This is a genomic window from Mucilaginibacter sp. SG564 (genome assembly GCF_013149275.1).
Taxonomy (GTDB): domain Bacteria; phylum Bacteroidota; class Bacteroidia; order Sphingobacteriales; family Sphingobacteriaceae; genus Mucilaginibacter.
Map to the genome: position 1 here is coordinate 346,673 of NZ_JABGNA010000001.1, position 15,802 is coordinate 362,474.

Below are 15,802 nucleotides of genomic sequence, written 5' to 3' on the forward strand. Positions count from 1 at the left end.
TAAATGGCTTCAGGACTTTGTGCCCTGAGCTTTTAGCTTAAAATAGAGTTTCGGTTCCGGAGCCAATGATCAGCCAGGACCAGTGCGGCCATGGCTTCAACAATAGGGATGGCACGAGGGACGACGCAAGGATCATGACGACCTTTACCTGATATTTCGGCCGCATTGCCTTCGCTATCAATAGTGGCCTGATTTTTCATGATGGTAGCTACCGGTTTAAAGGCTACTTTAAACTCAATAGGCATACCATTACTGATACCGCCTTGTATACCACCAGAAAAATTGGTAATGGTGCTAATATCGCCTAAATGTGATTTTACAAAGATGTCGTTATGTTCCGATCCGCGCATCTCGCTGCCGGCAAAGCCCGAGCCAAATTCAAAGCCATGAACGGCGTTGATGCTTAGCATCGCCTTCCCCAGATCGGCATGAAGCTTATCAAATACAGGCTCACCGAGACCTACAGGGCAATTTTTTACATGGCAGCTTATCTTACCGCCAACAGTATCGCCGTCTTTACGCACACTGTCAATAAAGGCGATCATTTCCTCGGCAGTGGCCGGATCGGCACAGCGTACGATGTTTTTTTCACGTTCGTCAATAAACTCCTGTACGTTGTTGATACTTACGTTAGGGGCGTTAATAGTACCTACACTGCTTACATGGGCCGCTATCTCGATACCCTGGCTTTTGAGCAAAAGCTTGGCCAAAGCACCCGCAGCAACACGTGCCGCGGTTTCCCGGGCTGATGACCGGCCCCCACCGCGATGGTCGCGTATACCATATTTAGTTTGATAAGTATAGTCGGCATGGGAGGGGCGGAATACGTCCACATTATGACTGTAATCTTTGGAGCGCTGATCTTCGTTGGGGATCAGCATAGCTATAGGCGTTCCTGTAGTTTTACCTTCAAATACACCTGATAGGATCTTTACGGTATCACTTTCTTTACGTTGTGTAGTTATTTTTGACTGACCGGGTTTGCGTTTATCCAGTTCGCCCTGAATGTAATCCAGATCAACGGTTAATTGCGCTGGGCAACCGTCAATAATAACCCCTATTGCTTCGCCATGCGATTCGCCAAAGGTGGTTATTCTGAATATTTGCCCGAATGAGTTGCCTGCCATTATTTTAGATATGAGATGTTAGATATGAGATTTGAGACGGCTCACCACAAATCTATTTATTTAAATCGTCATTGCGAGGTACGAAGTAATCTTTATGATGTACAGAACGGCTTCGCAATGACGCTTGGTGGTTATTTTTAGTGCTATGCCTCTATTTCCTGAACCTTGAAGCCAAGTTTAGCCAGATCGGTCCAGAATGCGGGATACGATTTATCAACCACAGGCCCGTTCTCAAACTCCAATTCCGGAACGATAAGCGCGAGTGGGGCAAATGCCATAGCCATACGGTGATCGTGATAGGTATTGATAAACATGCGCTCCGGAATAAACTTGCCACTGCAATCCAGTTGGTATACCTCGTTATTCTCGATGAGTTTTACGCCCATTTTGGCCAGCTCGGTCTGTAATGCTAAAATACGGTCAGTTTCTTTAATTTTTAACGTTTCCAAACCGGTAAAAGCTGTTTCATGCCCTAAAGCCGCACATACCACAACAATGGTTTGAGCCAGATCGGGACACTCTTTCAGATCGAACACCTTGTGATTAAAAGGCTTGTTTTCTTTGGTTAGCTGAACACCGCCATCTTTGAACTGCGAGGTGATGCCAAAATTGGCCATGATCTCGGTGATCACGCTGTCGCCCTGTAAGCTGTACGGGGTAAGGCCGGTCAGGAATAACTCTGCTTTATCCGCAAGTGCTGCTATGGCATACCAGTATGATGCCGCGCTCCAATCCGGTTCAACATGTATGGAGGTAGTGGAAAATTCCTGGTTTGCAATGGAGATCACATTATCCTCCCATCGGTGCTGAATGCCTGTTGAGGTCAACATAGCCAGCGTCATTTCGACGTAAGGCCGAGAGGTTAACTCTCCTTGTATGTGCAGCTCCAAACCAAAAGGCAGCCGTGCAGCGATGAGCAACAAGGCAGTAATATACTGACTACTAATGTTACCTTTAATACTGATCTTACTAGTTAGCTGTGCGAAACTGCCTTTTAGTTTTATAGGGGGATAGCCCTCTTTTTCTTCGTAATCAATATGGGCACCTAACTCTCTCAGCGCATCGACCAATATACCTATCGGTCTTTCTTTCATCCTCTGGCTGCCGGTTAATATGACTTCATTATCCTGTATGGCAAAGTAGGCGGTTAAAAAACGCATGGCCGTACCGGCAGGGCCGATGTCGACGGTAGTGAGTTGTGAGTCGTGAGTGGTGAATGGTTCGCCGCCTGCAAGAATTTCTTGATTCTTGATTCTTGGCTCCTGATTCTTTCTCAATATACCCGCCAGCAACACCGCATCAGCGGCATCGGATACGTTCTCTACCTTAACCTTACCATTGCTTAAAGCCTCGATCACTAATGCACGATTGCACTCGCTTTTTGAGCCTGTGAGATTTACCGTGCCGTTTACTTGCTTATTATTCCTTGTCAGGATGACGTTTTGCATCAGGATATTCTATTATACGTGGGTAAGTTTTTCTGCAGCTTGTCCGGCTTCATTGGTGTTCATGATCTCGGTTTGTCTGCGGATCGACTCGCTATGTAAAAGCTCTAACAGTTTCTCTGTAAATTCAGATCCTAATTTTAAGGCTTTCGCGTAGTTGGTACGTTTTTGAACAATCTCATCCCAACGGCCTACCTGCAAAATGGTAATGTTGTTGTCTTTTTTGTAGTTACCGATCTTCTCGGCAATTTGCATACGCTCGGCAATTTTCTGGATAACCAGGTCGTCAATTTTATCTATCTGGCTGCGTAGCTCGGCAAGCTTGTCATTTAACTCAGCATTGCGGATCTCTGGTTTACGTAAAGCCAGGTGATCGATAATATCAGCTAAGGCAGCAGGGGTAACCTGTTGTTTGGCATCTGTCCAGGCTACGCTTGGATCGATATGCGATTCGATCATTAAGCCCTGCATGTCAAGGTCTAATGCTTTTTGTGAGATGTAACCGATCAGGTCGCGGTTACCCGAAATGTGGCTTGGATCGTTAATGATAGGCAATTCAGGGGCCAATGTTTTTAAGTTGATGGCAATATCCCACATTGGCTCATTACGAAAAGCTGATTTCTCGTAAGATGAAAAACCACGGTGTATAGCTGCCAGTTTAGTAATACCAGCATTGTTGATACGTTCCAAAGCACCTATCCATAAAGAAAGATCTGGATTTACCGGGTTTTTAACCATCACTGGTACATCAACACCTTGTAAAGCATCAGCAATTTCCTGTACGGTGAAAGGGTTAACGGTTGAACGTGCGCCAACCCATAAAATGTCAACACCTGCTTTTAATGCTTCTTCCACATGTTTTGCAGTTGCTACTTCAACAGCGGTCGGTAAGCCAGTTTCTTCTTTTGCGCGTTTAAGCCATTCTAAACCTATGCTGCCAATACCTTCAAACTCACCTGGACGGGTACGTGGTTTCCATATACCTGCACGTAATGCAGAAATGCGACCGGTTTGAGCTAATAAATGAGCCGTAGCTACTAATTGATCTTCGGTTTCTGCACTGCAGGGGCCTGCTATTACCAATGGTTCTTTTCCGGTTTTGATCCAGGTGTGAAGCGGCTGTATGTTCAAATTCAATTTCATCGTTTTTGTTGTTTGTCCGGTATTTTGTTTTGCCGGTGTGTTTTATATTTTGTTTAAATCTTCAGTTGTTAATTAAGAGGGTCAAATATTCCTGCGAATATTGATGTACTTCCTTATGCGGTCGTTTTTTTGGGGTTTGGGGGGTGTGGTTGTTAATTCATCATCATGTCTTTCATATTCACCAAGTATGTTAAAGTTATGCGTGTATTTAAGTATTTGCCTTATCGATATATCGTATTGTTTTGGCTCATCCCATTCAATGTCTACGTAAAAGTTATATTCGTTACGTTTACCCAGGATAGGCATAGATTGTATTTTGCTCATATTCACGCCCTCCTCGGCAAAAATATTAAGTACTTTGGCTAATGCTCCAACCTTATTGCTTACCTGGAAACAAAGCGAAGCCTTATTAGAGTTCTTTTTTTCCACATTATCATGATGGGTAAGGATCAGGAAACGGGTAAAGTTCTTTTTGTTTGATTCTATGCGGCGTTCCAACACATCCAATCCGTAAAGTTTAGCGGCAAGGGCATTAGCAATAGCAACGGTATCGGTTAATTGTTCCTCTCTGATACGTTTGGCACAGGCCGCGGTATCATTACTTTCTACAATTTTAAGGTGAGGGTATTCATCAAAAAAATCAACACACTGACGTAGGGCGATAGGGTGAGAGGTTACATATTTGATATCCTCGAACTTTACACCGGGCAATGCCATTAAATGCAGTTGAATAGGCAGGTAAATTTCGCCAACTACCGGGAAGCCATAATCAAGCAACAGGGTATAATTAGGCAATATACTTCCGGCGATGCTATTCTCAATAGCCATCACCACATAATCGGCCTCCCTGTTTTTTAGGGTCTCAAAAGTTTGTTTGAATGTGTTGCATTCAATGGTTTGCGTGTTTTCTCCAAAATACTTTAAGGCAGCTTCTTCGTGAAAAGAAGCACGTATTCCCTGGATTGCAACTCTTGGTCTTTCTATTTTCATAACCCCTGTTAAAGCAAAAAGTCCCGGCATTTTGTGCCGGGACTTTTTAAGTTCTTTATGTGTGTGTTAAGTACATATTAGTCCCGGCTCATACTGTTAAAGTAAAAGTAGTAACCGAAGTAATATGCGCTTGTAAATTTCATTTGTTTTTTATTACGCTGTAAATGTACGGTAAAAAATGTTTTTGTCAATAGAAAATTTTATTTTTTGTAAAATAAACAGGCTGAACAAAACTTTATTCTGTTTGAATTGATTTTACGGCTATTTGAACAAGTTTTTGGTTTTAAAATTAACAGGCACGGTATAATTATCTGCCGGGTCTTTGAATTTTGCTAGCAGATCGATAGCCGAAATGAGCATATTTGAAATTTTAATAGCGCTGCCATCTTTAAAATACACTTCTACATCGTCACTTAAATTACGGCTGCTGTTGCCCTTGCCAGCATAATATATGATTTGTTGAACGTCGCTTTTATTATAGGTTACAATTTGCTGGTCATTGTACCCAAAAGAAAACCGGTTGTTGCCTTTGGATATTTGCAGGTATTGTTGCCGGTTTTTAAAATATCGGGATGATGCATATAGCAGGAATGATCCAAATATGAATAGCGTTAAGCAGAGGAGGAATAATGAGCCACTATTATTTTTATTAATAGAGGATAGTAAAATTATGCACAGGTAAATAAAAAAGAGGGACATCAATGTAAGGAAATACCAGGTGCTTAGTCTGTAAATGAAATTTTTAGTTATAAAATGCGCCCGGTTACCTACATTAAAGAAATGTTTTTCAAATAATTTCAGATCCAATTTTTGAGTAAAGAAATCGCTGACCAAAGTACTCACTGAATCAAGATCAGGAGTGTGGTATTCATATAGGTGATTGCCTTTATCCAGGTAATACACACAGAATTTACCGCCAAAATATAAGCCTAGTTTTAAATAGTTCAGATCATTATCCTGAATGGTTACAGAGGGGCCTGTTAACTGTATATCGGTTAATGAACGTTCCTGATCCCAGGGGAAGTTTTTAATGAGGTCTATCGTATTATCAAAGTTTCTTGGCTGCTCATCAGAAAACTCACCTTTTTCGTAGGTATTATGCTGAAGTTTTGATACAAATTGTGGCATAGGGTATAAGTACAGGCATTAGTTTGCCTGCATTCAAATATACTACCCTAAATAGATAGTATACTCCTAATTAAGCAGAATGTTTCTGTTCTTCAGGTAAGGTAAGTTGCTGGTTTTCGTATTCCCGCTGCAGTACACGCGCGGTTTGCGAACTACCATCATGGCTCCATCCGGGTGGATTTAGCAAATACCCCAACTTGTTTTTGAAACCCGGAGCAAGTTTAACATCATGGATCAGAGCTTTCCACTCGTGAAAGATAATATTCACAGGGCCCATATCTTCGGGCTGCTTGGTGAGGCCATATTTAACTGGTTCGGGCAGATTTTCATCGCGGAAAGTACCGAACATCCTGTCCCAGATGATCAATACCATGCCCATATTTTTATCCAAATATGGAATATTGGAGGCGTGGTGTACCCGGTGATGTGCTGGTGTTACAAACAGCCATCCATACCATTTGGGCAGTGACACTTTATACTGCGTATGTACAATATTGCCGTAAAGTTGGGTAATGAGATAGGCATATAAAATATCAAGAGCATTAAAGCCCATCAATGCCAGTGGCAGATAAAAGAAAGTGCGATAAAAAGGCTCAAAAACTGTCGATCTAAATCCTGTGGTTAGATTAAAATGCTCAGACGAGTGGTGCGTTACATGCATGGCCCAAAAAAGCCTGCAGTAATGCCCTGTGTAGTGCAGCACCCAGTATAAAAAATCCTGCACCACAACCAATATAATCCAATACAGATAAACGTTGTGGATCTGAAAAAGCCTGAACTGATAGACAAAACTCAGCATAAAAAATGTGCTGGCCTTAACTATAAGGTTAGTAACTACGGCTAATGATGTAAGGTAAATATTATTAAAGGTATCGCGCTTTTCATAATATTTGCGGTTTTCCCAGTAGCTTAAACCCATCTCCACAATGGTTAATACCACCAGCAAACCCATCAGCACCAGGGCGGCCTTATTCCGGGGATCTAAAGCAGACATTTTACAAATTAATGTAATACATTAAACTTTCACGAAGTTCGGCTTCTGTACAGATATTATCAATATTGCATTCCCCGATTTTATTCAGCAGCGTGCAATTTATTTTATTATCCTGGTTCTTTTTATCCTTTTGCATAATGGCAAACAGGGTATCAAAACTATCCTCTTTGATCGTGTATCTTGGATAAAGATCGTTGAACACGCGGGTTATTTCGCTTAATTCTTCTGCGCTTAAACCTGTTTTTTTGTATGCAAGATATGATTCGCAGATCATGCCGATGGCTATGGCCTCGCCGTGTGATAGTGGGTCAGTATCATTGATCAACGAATTGGTTTCAATAGCGTGACCAATGGTGTGGCCAAAATTTAATGCTTTCCTGATACCCTTTTCTGTAGGATCTTCAATGGTGATCACGTTTTTTATCTCTACAGAACGATAAACCAACTGCACCGAAGGGTTTTTCAGATCGCTTGATTTTAGCTCTTCCCAATATGCGGCGTCGGCAATAAGGCCATGCTTAAGCATTTCTGCTAAACCCGAAAGTATTTGTCGAGGCGGCAGGGTCTTTAAAAAATCATACTCAATAAATACAGCTTTGGGCTGAGTAAAAGTACCCACAATGTTTTTGATACTATCAATATCGATACCTGTTTTACCGCCAACGGAGGCATCTACCTGTGATAACAGGGTAGTAGGTACATGTACAAAATCAATCCCTCTTTTGAATGTCGAAGCAGCAAAACCACCCAGATCGGTCACAACGCCACCTCCAAGGTTTATCATTAAACTTTTGCGGTCGGCACTAAAATCTATCAACATTTTCCATACGCCGATGCAAAAATCAATATCCTTGCTTTCCTCGCCAGCGTTTATTTCGATAAGATCGTAATCACCAAGTACGTCTAATTTACTTTTTACAAGAGGCAAACAGTGAACGCCGGTATTTTCGTCGGTTAAAATAAAAAATTTAGAATAGGCGCCTTTTTTTACAAAATCGGCTAACTCATCAATACTGTTATTGAAATATATAGGGTAATTGTCGCTTTGGATGGTATTCATTGTCATATTACCAGGATTTTATTTCCCCTAAATTCAACGGTATCACCACGCTTAACTTTAAGGCGTTTTCGATAATCAACCTCGCCATTATATTTCACTTCGCCCTCACTTACAACTATTTGAGCCTCTCCGCCGGTTGATACCAGATTGGTAGCTTTTAGCAGTTGTATCATCGGAATATAATCGCCTGTTAATTTAAATTCTGTCATGGAGCGGCAAAAATAAACTATTCATGGAATATTGAGATATCATTTTATAATTTTGCAGATGCTTTCTAACGAAACGAACAACAAATCCAAACAGGTTAAGCCCTCTTTTGAAAATACCGAAATCGCTTTCCGTCACTCATCCAATGCTGATCTTAACCGGGCTTACTGGTTATTCAGGATAATCAATGTTAACTTTTTAGTAAAGATAGGTCCCCCGGTAACTAATTTTGCTATCAAGATAGGTTTACCTATTAAAAGCCTGATCAAGGCTACCATATTTAAACACTTTTGCGGCGGTGAAACTATTAACGAGTGTAATAATACCATTAAAAATTTAAACAGCGGCGGAGTAGGTACCATACTGGATTACTCGATAGAAGGAGAGGATGACGAGGCTGTTTTTGACAGCACACGTGATGAGATCATCCGTACTATAGAACGGGCAACTTCAGATAAGGCTGTACCACTTACTGTTTTCAAGGTAACCGGTGTTGGCCGTTTTGCATTACTGGAAAAACTGGATGCTAAATTGGCTCTTAATGCCGAAGAAGAAAAAGAATGGCAAAGGGTACAAAATAGGGTATTGGCTATATGTGATAAAGCTCATGTTAACAATGTACCCGTGATGATTGATGCCGAAGAGAGCTGGATACAAGAAACCATTGATCTTTTGGCTTTAACCATGATGAGCCGTTTTAATACCAAAACTGCCATAGTTTATAATACTTACCAAATGTACAGGCATGATAAGCTGGCATCTATATTGAACGATCATGAAATAGCCGTTAGTGAAGGCTTTATTTTGGGAGCTAAGATTGTGCGTGGTGCTTACATGGAAAAAGAGCGTAAACGTGCCGAGGAAAATGGTTATCCATCACCTATTCAGCCTGATAAAAAATCTACCGACCTGGATTATGATTCCGCGTTGGATTACTGCACCACCCATATCGATAAAATTGCCTTTATTGCCGGTACCCACAATGAGGAGAGCTGCCGTTTACTGGCCGAGCTTTTAGACAGTAAAGGTATCGACCACAAACACCCGCATGTATACTTTTCGCAGCTGTTAGGGATGAGCGATAATTTGAGCTTTAACCTGGCCGATGCTCAATATAATGTAGCCAAATATGTTCCGTATGGCCCGATTAAAGCTGTATTGCCGTACTTATTCAGAAGGGCCCAGGAAAATACAGCTATAGCCGGTCAAATGAGCCGCGAGCTTAGCCTGATTGTGAAAGAACGGAAAAGACGGAAACAGTAACTACGTTTACGACAATATCAAAAAGGCCATTTCTTTAAAAGGGAATGGCTTTTTTATTGTCATTAAAAATAGCGTCATCAATACTCCATTAACAAAAAAGTGGGTTTACATGGTTTACACTTTTTATGGTCAACGTGATGTTAAATTTCTATCAATCAATTGTTTATGTTTTATTTCCTTGGAAAAGTGTAAACCGTGTTTTTGGGTATATAAGCGCCTGTTGAATCGGAGATAATTTTATTGAGATGTCATCTCGTTTTCTTAATAATTAAAGAACAATCATTTAATCAAGGGCTAATATTGCCGGGTTTAAATTTATTGCATTATAAACTAAATTTAATATTATGCAATTAAAACGGTCCTCATTTGTTCTCCTTATCTCATCATTGCTACTGATATCCTGCCAGAAATCATTAGTAAGCCCAATTCCAACGGATCCTGCAACGATCGGTACCAAAGCAAAAACTCAGGCTGTGGTACAAACTTTTGATGAAGATTTTGAGTCCGGATCAAAGACCGGGTATGCGGCGGCTGATGTTTCATTGAATAGCGGTTCCTGGAATCTTGACGATGCATTGATCGGAACCAGTACCTCTGATCGGAAAAACGGTAGCCGCTCTGTTCGCATCCGTAACACAGGTACTTTAAGTATGAGTTTTGATGTGAGTACTGGTGCCTCGACCGTTACCATGAATTACGGGGTTTATGGCACCGATGGCTCTTCTGCATTTCAATTGTGGGTTTCGGCTAACGGGGGAAGCAGTTATACACAGGTTGGCTCTATTGAGATAACCGCATCAAGCACCACTTTAAATACTGTCACTTTTACTGTTAACCAATCTGGTTCTTTACGTTTTCAATTGAGAAAGACCTCAGGCGGCGTTAACCGGATCAACATTGACGACTTTATTATTAACAGCTTTGATTCTGGTTCCGGCGGTGGAACAGGTGGCGGATCGGGAAGTTCAACCGCTGATAATACAAATTTATTGTTAGGTAACCCGACGGGTGCTACAAACAATACTGCTAACGCGGATAATTACCTGATCGATCAGACTTATTATACAGAAAGTTATAATCGGGATAAAGGTGTACCCAATTGGGTAAGCTGGTATGTAGGTAGTACCTCTCTGGGTGCTATAGATCGTTCGAATGATTTTCGTGCAGATACCAATTTACCAGCCGGTTGGTATGAAGTTTCCAATACCAGCTATTCCGGTTCGGGTTTTGACCGTGGGCATAATTGCCCGAGTGCCGACCGTACGTCTTCTACGGCGGCTAACCAATCTACCTTTTTAATGGATAATATGATTCCACAAGCCCCGAATAATAATGAGCACACCTGGGCTAATCTGGAAGCTTACGGCCGATCGCTGGTCAATGCAGGTAACGAGATCTATGTAGTGATGGGCAGTTATGGTTCGGGTGGTACGGGTTCCAGTGGTTCTGCTACCACCGTTGATGGCGGCCATGTGGTTGTGCCTTCCAATATCTGGAAAGTGATTGTGGTTATACCTAATGGCAATAACGACCTTAGCCGTATTACCACTGATACCCGCGTGATAGCCGTAAATACGCCAAACATCAATTCGATCAGTTCCGACTGGAGTCAGTATATTACTACGGTAAAAGATATTGAGAATGCTACTGGTTACACTTTGTTCTCTAATTTACCGGCCAGTATACGTACCGCGCTTGAAACAAAACGGGATGCCGGTACGGCTAACTAATAAGCTGCATTAATCAGAAATAATCCCCTGATTAATGCAGGTGCTGCCATATGATATCAAAAACATCAGCAGCATTGATGTTTTTGATATCATTTTCCTTGTCGGTAATAATAACGGGTTTATAAGCTTCTGGAATACCAATTCGGCCATGTGAGCCTTTTATTAAAGTGGCATCAAGCGGTATTACATCCATTACATATCTTAAGCCTGCTTTTTTTCTTAAAAGTTTATATCCGGCTCTTAGCTTTGAGGTCATAAACATCTCTACCGGATCATAGCCCGGTTTTTTGTGGATATCGACCACCCGTGCGTAATCGGGTGCTTTGGCATCATCGAACCAGAAATAGTAGGTGAACCAACTGTTCTCGGCAGCCATCAGTACCAGATCTCCTGAACGCTCGTGTTGAATATGATGATCAACCTGTGCAGATTTGTCTAGCACCAACTCTACACCGGATATGTTTTGCAATAATGTTTTTACCTGTTCGGTTACTGTTTTGTCATTGATATAAATATGGGCTACCTGGTGATCGGCCACGGCAAATGCTTTGGATGCGCCGGCGTCCAATAACTCTAAACCTCGTTCTGTTCTGATCTGTAAAAGGCCATGTTTCCGCAATATGCGGTTAAGGTGAATGGGATTATTTACCGGGGCAACGCCATACTCAGAAAGCAGGATAATACGGGCTCCTTTATTCTGATAAAAGGTTACCAGTTGCTCAACTACCGCGTCAATTTCTTGCAGCTCTTTACCGATCATAGAAAGATCAGGCCCAAATTTCTGGAGGCAATAATCAAGGTGGGGGAGATAGATCAATGTAAGTGTAGGGTTGTTCAACTCTTCATTCATCATGGCCGCATCCGCTATCCACTGGGTTGATTTAATGTTGGCACCGGGTCCCCAAAATTGGAATAAGGGGAATTGTCCCAGTTTATTTTGTAATTGGTCGCGTAGTTCAGCGGGATGGGAATAACAATCAGGTATTTTACGTCCATCTGCCAGGTAATTAGGGCGTGGGGTTACCGAATAATCGGCCGACGAATACATATTGTACCACCAAAACATATTGGCACAGGTAAAAGACGGATCTTCTTTTTTGGCTTTATCCCATATTTTTTCGCCATGAACAAGTTTGTTGGATTGTTTCCAGAATTTTACCTCACTATCGGCATGATCATACCAGCCATTACCCACAATACCCGTGTCTGAGGGGAATTTCCCTGTTAAATAGCTGGATTGAACCGCGGTGGTAACTGCAGGTAATAACGGCTCAATGGTAGTAAGATGCCTTTGACTAATATATTTTTGAAGAAAAGGAGTGTGTTGCCCTATTACTGAAGATGATAATCCTACAATATCAATCACTACTGTTTTATTCATGGTATTTGTTTTTATGATGATAGTTTTGTTTTAACCCACGCCAGCTCCCTGATGATCGATTCATTCAGAGGGACTTTTAACGACGAAGGCAAAACTTCCCAGGTATAAGTTTCTACTTCCAGATGGTTGGTGAAAGGGCTGCTTTTTTGAAGCGAAAGTACTTCTGTAATATCTGACTGGGTAGATTTAACCAGGCCCATGTCTTCGACAAAGATAGGCACGTGAAAATGAGCCCGCCACTCTGTAACTTCAGGATCAGGAGCATCAGCTAATGCTTCTGAAAGATCAGGATAGCGTATCAATGAGCTATCATTGCGTTTAGCGATAACCTGATGGAGGTAGGTTGGCTCGTCAAATTTTGAAAGCTCATTGGTTACTTTCGATCTTTCTTCTAACAGCTCCGGAAGCTGTGCTTTTAATGCCGCGCTGATTTGAATTTTGCCGACCTTAATACCTTTTGTCCTGAGCTGTTCAATGATGGTTGTGTGCGGCTCATAACCAATAGCAAAGTGACAAACATCATAACATAAACAAACGTGCCTTTTCAGTAGCTCCACTGCTTCATCTTGGGTTATGCCCAACTTTTCCGAACAGTAGATTTTACCTTTCGCAAGCAGATCGTTTTCAAACCAGTTAATAAACTCCGGTCCCGATTCCAGGAAACCATCTGGTTCTGGTTCAATATCGAGGTGTAACAAAGTACCGGTAGATTCATAGATATAATGTAACGCTTCTACAACAGACAGAATATTTTGTGTGGCAATATTTTTAGCTTGTTCACTTTCTTCGGCGGTTGTAAACCAGGGCTTATAAGTAAGGGGAGAGGTTGAAATGCCGCCATCCATTCCCTCGGGTAATAGCACTGCCAGTATATTAAATAACCGGATGGTATAAGCCATGCGTTCCTTCGTAGTCCAATCGGGCGCATGTACCTGATCTTTAACCCGGGTATGATGAAAGCCACCATAGGGAAAGCCGTTCATGGTAAAAACATAGCCACCAACAACTTGCAGCCATTGTTTAAACTCTTCAAGATGACCGTCGTCTAATATTTCTACACTGGCCTGGTTAGAAAGACGCAAACCGATTCCCATGGGTTCATGGGGAGATAGCGATTTTTTAATTATCGGAAAACTTTCTTTTAAAAGGGTAAAATGCGCGGCCCAGCTTTCACCTGCGTAGATGTTTGTACAGAAAGTTAAATGGCCTGAATTTAATTTCATAAGACAGAAGATGAAAGATTGTGCGCTGTTTGCTGGTTGAGCTCAAATAAAATTTCACCTGCTTTTTTAACCAGCGCGGCATCAATTTCATGAGCTTCTTCGCCTTTGCCTATAGCTGTCAGTAAGGTGACGGTCAGCTGCCCGCCCAGATGTTCGCGGAACTCCTGTAAACCTAATAATATAGGGCTGTTATCATGTTCAACCTGAAGTAAAGGGTGGGTAAGTTCAAACCCTAACTTTTGGATCAGGTTTAGTACTCTGTCTGATTCATCGCTTGATAAACGACCTGATAAATTGGAATATACGGTATCTAAAGCGATCCCCATAGCCACGGCTTCACCATGCCTGATCTCATAATTGGTGAGGTACTCCAATTTATGTGCACTCCAATGCCCAAAGTCAAGCGGGCGTGAAGAGCCGCTTTCAAAAGGATCGGCACTGCGGATATGTTCCAGGTGCAATTTGGCGCATTGCCATATTTGATAGTTCATAGCATCCCGGTCTCGCTGAGCTAATAAGGTGGCGTTTTCTTCTAACCAAGTGAAAAAAACTTTGTCTTTGATCAGGGCGACTTTTATGGCTTCAGCTATGCCCGATCGCCAGTCGCGATCGGATAGTGTTTCCAAAAACAGGTCATCATTAAAAATCGCGACAGGAGGGGAGAATGTACCCAGGAAGTTTTTCTTGTTAAAATAATTGATGCCGTTTTTAACCCCTATACCGGAGTCATTCTGCGACAGAACGGTAGTGGGTATCCGAATATGCTTAACGCCCCTGTGGCTAATAGTAGCCGCATAGCCAACCATGTCCAGTACGGCACCACCTCCAATTGCAGCAACAAAAGAATGCCTGTCTATACTATAGCTGTTAATGGCTTCCAGAACCAGGTCCAAATAGCAGGTATCGTTCTTTACCGTTTCGCCACCCGGAATAATCAATATATCCTGCACTAACTGCGTTTGGTTATACTGAATAAAATAGTCTTTTATCTGGCCAATTAAAGCAGGATGATTATTTGCTACACCCTCGTCAATCACAAAAAGTATCTTTTTTACAGAAACGGAAGGATTGTTACCCGTTAAAAAGTCATTAATAAGTTTATTAGCAGGATCAAAAAGTGCCGATGTGAAAAAGACGTTGTAACTAAATTTTACCGTAAATGATTGGTGTAGCGTATCCATATAGTATGGTATTGGGAATGATTATTAATGAGCATTATGAAATTAGGTAACAGCAAAAAGCTTAGACAACCACATAGATACCGGTAATAAGGCAGCGATGCCTAAAGCCGGGTAGATGGAACTAAAAGTAACTGCCCAGGCAGCATCCATCAATATGAGTGATATAACCCCTGCTTTAACTGCCGCGCCTATATTTTTACCAATAGGTTGCTGTATGGCTTTGCTAAGGGGCTTAAATATCATCCATGCAAATGGCAACAGAAAAATAAGTGACCATAACCATTGTTGGTTGATAAAGGAAAAATACAGAATGGAACCTATAACCAGTGCGTAAAGGCAGGCCGCTATATACAGGTTTTTTTGGTTACCGCCATGCACTTCGCCCCGGCTTGTCATGGTGATAGAGAATATGTAAATAACGGGTATCAAGGCAAGCCAGTAATGGCTGTAGAGCATGGCGGGGATGATACTTACGCCCAGTAACAGATTCAAACCTCTACAGATTCCCATGCTTAATGGGCCAAAAAAGGAGTGATGCTTACCGACCTTATTATACAATAAAGCAAAAAATGCGATAGCGAGAGCAAGCACACCTGATGTTAAGTTATGTAGTGCTGCCAGGATCACGCCTGTTAAAAGCAATATTGTACCGAGTAGCGCCGCTTCTGTTAAAGTTACCAGCCCACTTGGGATGGCTCGTTCAGTGCGTTCTATACGATCTAAATCGGCATCAAAAACATCGTTGAAAACTATCCCGCCACCATATAAACAGGCTGTTGAACAGCACAACAATACTATGGAAAGCCAATGATCTGTAACCGTAGCTGTAAACACACCGGCAATAGCAATACCAGCCAATATATCAGCCACCGAAGTGACGATATTGGCAGGCCTCATCATCCGTAAATAAATGAATAACTTTTTCAACGC

Annotated in this window: 14 protein-coding genes; 2 read left to right on the forward strand and 12 right to left on the reverse strand. The window is 41.9% G+C overall.

Features of this window, described 5'->3' with window-relative positions:
- Nucleotides 1–32: 32 nt before the first annotated feature.
- From aroC to FHW89_RS01265, 8 genes are all read right to left on the reverse strand, one after another.
- Nucleotides 33–1,127: a chorismate synthase gene (aroC, locus tag FHW89_RS01230; protein ID WP_172333189.1), complete on the reverse strand. Its 1,095-nt coding sequence runs from the start codon at nucleotides 1,125–1,127 to the stop codon at nucleotides 33–35.
- Nucleotides 1,128–1,270: 143 nt separating this feature from the next.
- Entirely contained in the window at nucleotides 1,271–2,575 is a 1,305-nt protein-coding gene (gene aroA / locus FHW89_RS01235; protein WP_371742415.1) for a 3-phosphoshikimate 1-carboxyvinyltransferase, read from the reverse strand.
- Between the two features lie 12 nt (nucleotides 2,576–2,587).
- Nucleotides 2,588–3,715, reverse strand: coding sequence for a chorismate mutase (locus FHW89_RS01240; protein ID WP_172333190.1), 1,128 nt, complete (start codon nucleotides 3,713–3,715; stop codon nucleotides 2,588–2,590).
- A gap of 81 nt (nucleotides 3,716–3,796) precedes the next feature.
- A complete protein-coding gene (locus FHW89_RS01245; protein WP_172333191.1) occupies nucleotides 3,797–4,705 on the reverse strand; it encodes a prephenate dehydratase in 909 nt (302 codons plus the stop codon).
- Between the two features lie 261 nt (nucleotides 4,706–4,966).
- Entirely contained in the window at nucleotides 4,967–5,833 is an 867-nt protein-coding gene (locus tag FHW89_RS01250; RefSeq protein ID WP_172333192.1) for a hypothetical protein, read from the reverse strand.
- A 70-nt stretch (nucleotides 5,834–5,903) separates the two neighbouring features.
- Entirely contained in the window at nucleotides 5,904–6,827 is a 924-nt protein-coding gene (locus FHW89_RS01255) for a sterol desaturase family protein (RefSeq protein ID WP_172333193.1), read from the reverse strand.
- Between the two features lies 1 nt (nucleotide 6,828).
- Nucleotides 6,829–7,887, reverse strand: a complete 1,059-nt coding sequence (aroB, locus tag FHW89_RS01260; protein ID WP_172333194.1) for a 3-dehydroquinate synthase — start codon at nucleotides 7,885–7,887, stop codon at nucleotides 6,829–6,831.
- Nucleotides 7,888–7,889: 2 nt separating this feature from the next.
- Nucleotides 7,890–8,096 (reverse strand): RNA-binding S4 domain-containing protein, encoded by a 207-nt coding sequence (locus FHW89_RS01265; RefSeq protein ID WP_172333195.1) that lies wholly within the window; start codon nucleotides 8,094–8,096, stop codon nucleotides 7,890–7,892.
- Between the two features lie 58 nt (nucleotides 8,097–8,154).
- Between FHW89_RS01265 and FHW89_RS01270 the strand changes: the two genes are divergently transcribed.
- Both FHW89_RS01270 and FHW89_RS01275 read left to right on the forward strand, forming a co-directional pair.
- Nucleotides 8,155–9,357, forward strand: coding sequence for a proline dehydrogenase family protein (locus FHW89_RS01270; RefSeq protein ID WP_172333196.1), 1,203 nt, complete (start codon nucleotides 8,155–8,157; stop codon nucleotides 9,355–9,357).
- Between the two features lie 344 nt (nucleotides 9,358–9,701).
- Nucleotides 9,702–11,087: a DNA/RNA non-specific endonuclease gene (locus tag FHW89_RS01275; protein WP_172333197.1), complete on the forward strand. Its 1,386-nt coding sequence runs from the start codon at nucleotides 9,702–9,704 to the stop codon at nucleotides 11,085–11,087.
- Nucleotides 11,088–11,118: 31 nt separating this feature from the next.
- On the opposite strand, the gene FHW89_RS01280 is transcribed toward FHW89_RS01275, so the two are convergent.
- The 4 genes from FHW89_RS01280 to eboC are packed head-to-tail and all read right to left on the reverse strand — an operon-like array spanning nucleotide 11,119 to nucleotide 15,799.
- Nucleotides 11,119–12,468, reverse strand: a complete 1,350-nt coding sequence (locus FHW89_RS01280; RefSeq protein WP_172333198.1) for an alkaline phosphatase family protein — start codon at nucleotides 12,466–12,468, stop codon at nucleotides 11,119–11,121.
- Between the two features lie 11 nt (nucleotides 12,469–12,479).
- Nucleotides 12,480–13,691, reverse strand: a complete 1,212-nt coding sequence (gene eboE, locus FHW89_RS01285) for a metabolite traffic protein EboE (RefSeq protein WP_172333199.1) — start codon at nucleotides 13,689–13,691, stop codon at nucleotides 12,480–12,482.
- Entirely contained in the window at nucleotides 13,688–14,872 is a 1,185-nt protein-coding gene (locus FHW89_RS01290) for a 3-dehydroquinate synthase (RefSeq protein ID WP_172333200.1), read from the reverse strand. The genes eboE and FHW89_RS01290 overlap by 4 nt, the downstream gene beginning before the upstream one ends.
- A gap of 42 nt (nucleotides 14,873–14,914) precedes the next feature.
- On the reverse strand, nucleotides 14,915–15,799 hold the full coding sequence (gene eboC / locus FHW89_RS01295; protein WP_253952130.1) for a UbiA-like protein EboC: 885 nt from the start codon (nucleotides 15,797–15,799) through the stop codon (nucleotides 14,915–14,917).
- Between the last annotated feature and the right edge of the window lie 3 nt (nucleotides 15,800–15,802).

What these genes read in the sequence shown, in the direction of transcription:
- aroC (WP_172333189.1), bottom strand. Translation starts at nt 1,127, where the DNA reads ATGGCAGGCAACTCATTCGGGCAAATATTCAGAATAACCACCTTTGGC.
- aroA (WP_371742415.1), bottom strand. Translation starts at nt 2,575, where the DNA reads ATGCAAAACGTCATCCTGACAAGGAATAATAAGCAAGTAAACGGCACG.
- FHW89_RS01240 (WP_172333190.1), bottom strand. Translation starts at nt 3,715, where the DNA reads ATGAAATTGAATTTGAACATACAGCCGCTTCACACCTGGATCAAAACC.
- FHW89_RS01245 (WP_172333191.1), bottom strand. Translation starts at nt 4,705, where the DNA reads ATGAAAATAGAAAGACCAAGAGTTGCAATCCAGGGAATACGTGCTTCT.
- FHW89_RS01250 (WP_172333192.1), bottom strand. Translation starts at nt 5,833, where the DNA reads ATGCCACAATTTGTATCAAAACTTCAGCATAATACCTACGAAAAAGGT.
- FHW89_RS01255 (WP_172333193.1), bottom strand. Translation starts at nt 6,827, where the DNA reads ATGTCTGCTTTAGATCCCCGGAATAAGGCCGCCCTGGTGCTGATGGGT.
- aroB (WP_172333194.1), bottom strand. Translation starts at nt 7,887, where the DNA reads ATGAATACCATCCAAAGCGACAATTACCCTATATATTTCAATAACAGT.
- FHW89_RS01265 (WP_172333195.1), bottom strand. Translation starts at nt 8,096, where the DNA reads ATGACAGAATTTAAATTAACAGGCGATTATATTCCGATGATACAACTG.
- FHW89_RS01270 (WP_172333196.1), top strand. Translation starts at nt 8,155, where the DNA reads ATGCTTTCTAACGAAACGAACAACAAATCCAAACAGGTTAAGCCCTCT.
- FHW89_RS01275 (WP_172333197.1), top strand. Translation starts at nt 9,702, where the DNA reads ATGCAATTAAAACGGTCCTCATTTGTTCTCCTTATCTCATCATTGCTA.
- FHW89_RS01280 (WP_172333198.1), bottom strand. Translation starts at nt 12,468, where the DNA reads ATGAATAAAACAGTAGTGATTGATATTGTAGGATTATCATCTTCAGTA.
- eboE (WP_172333199.1), bottom strand. Translation starts at nt 13,691, where the DNA reads ATGAAATTAAATTCAGGCCATTTAACTTTCTGTACAAACATCTACGCA.
- FHW89_RS01290 (WP_172333200.1), bottom strand. Translation starts at nt 14,872, where the DNA reads ATGGATACGCTACACCAATCATTTACGGTAAAATTTAGTTACAACGTC.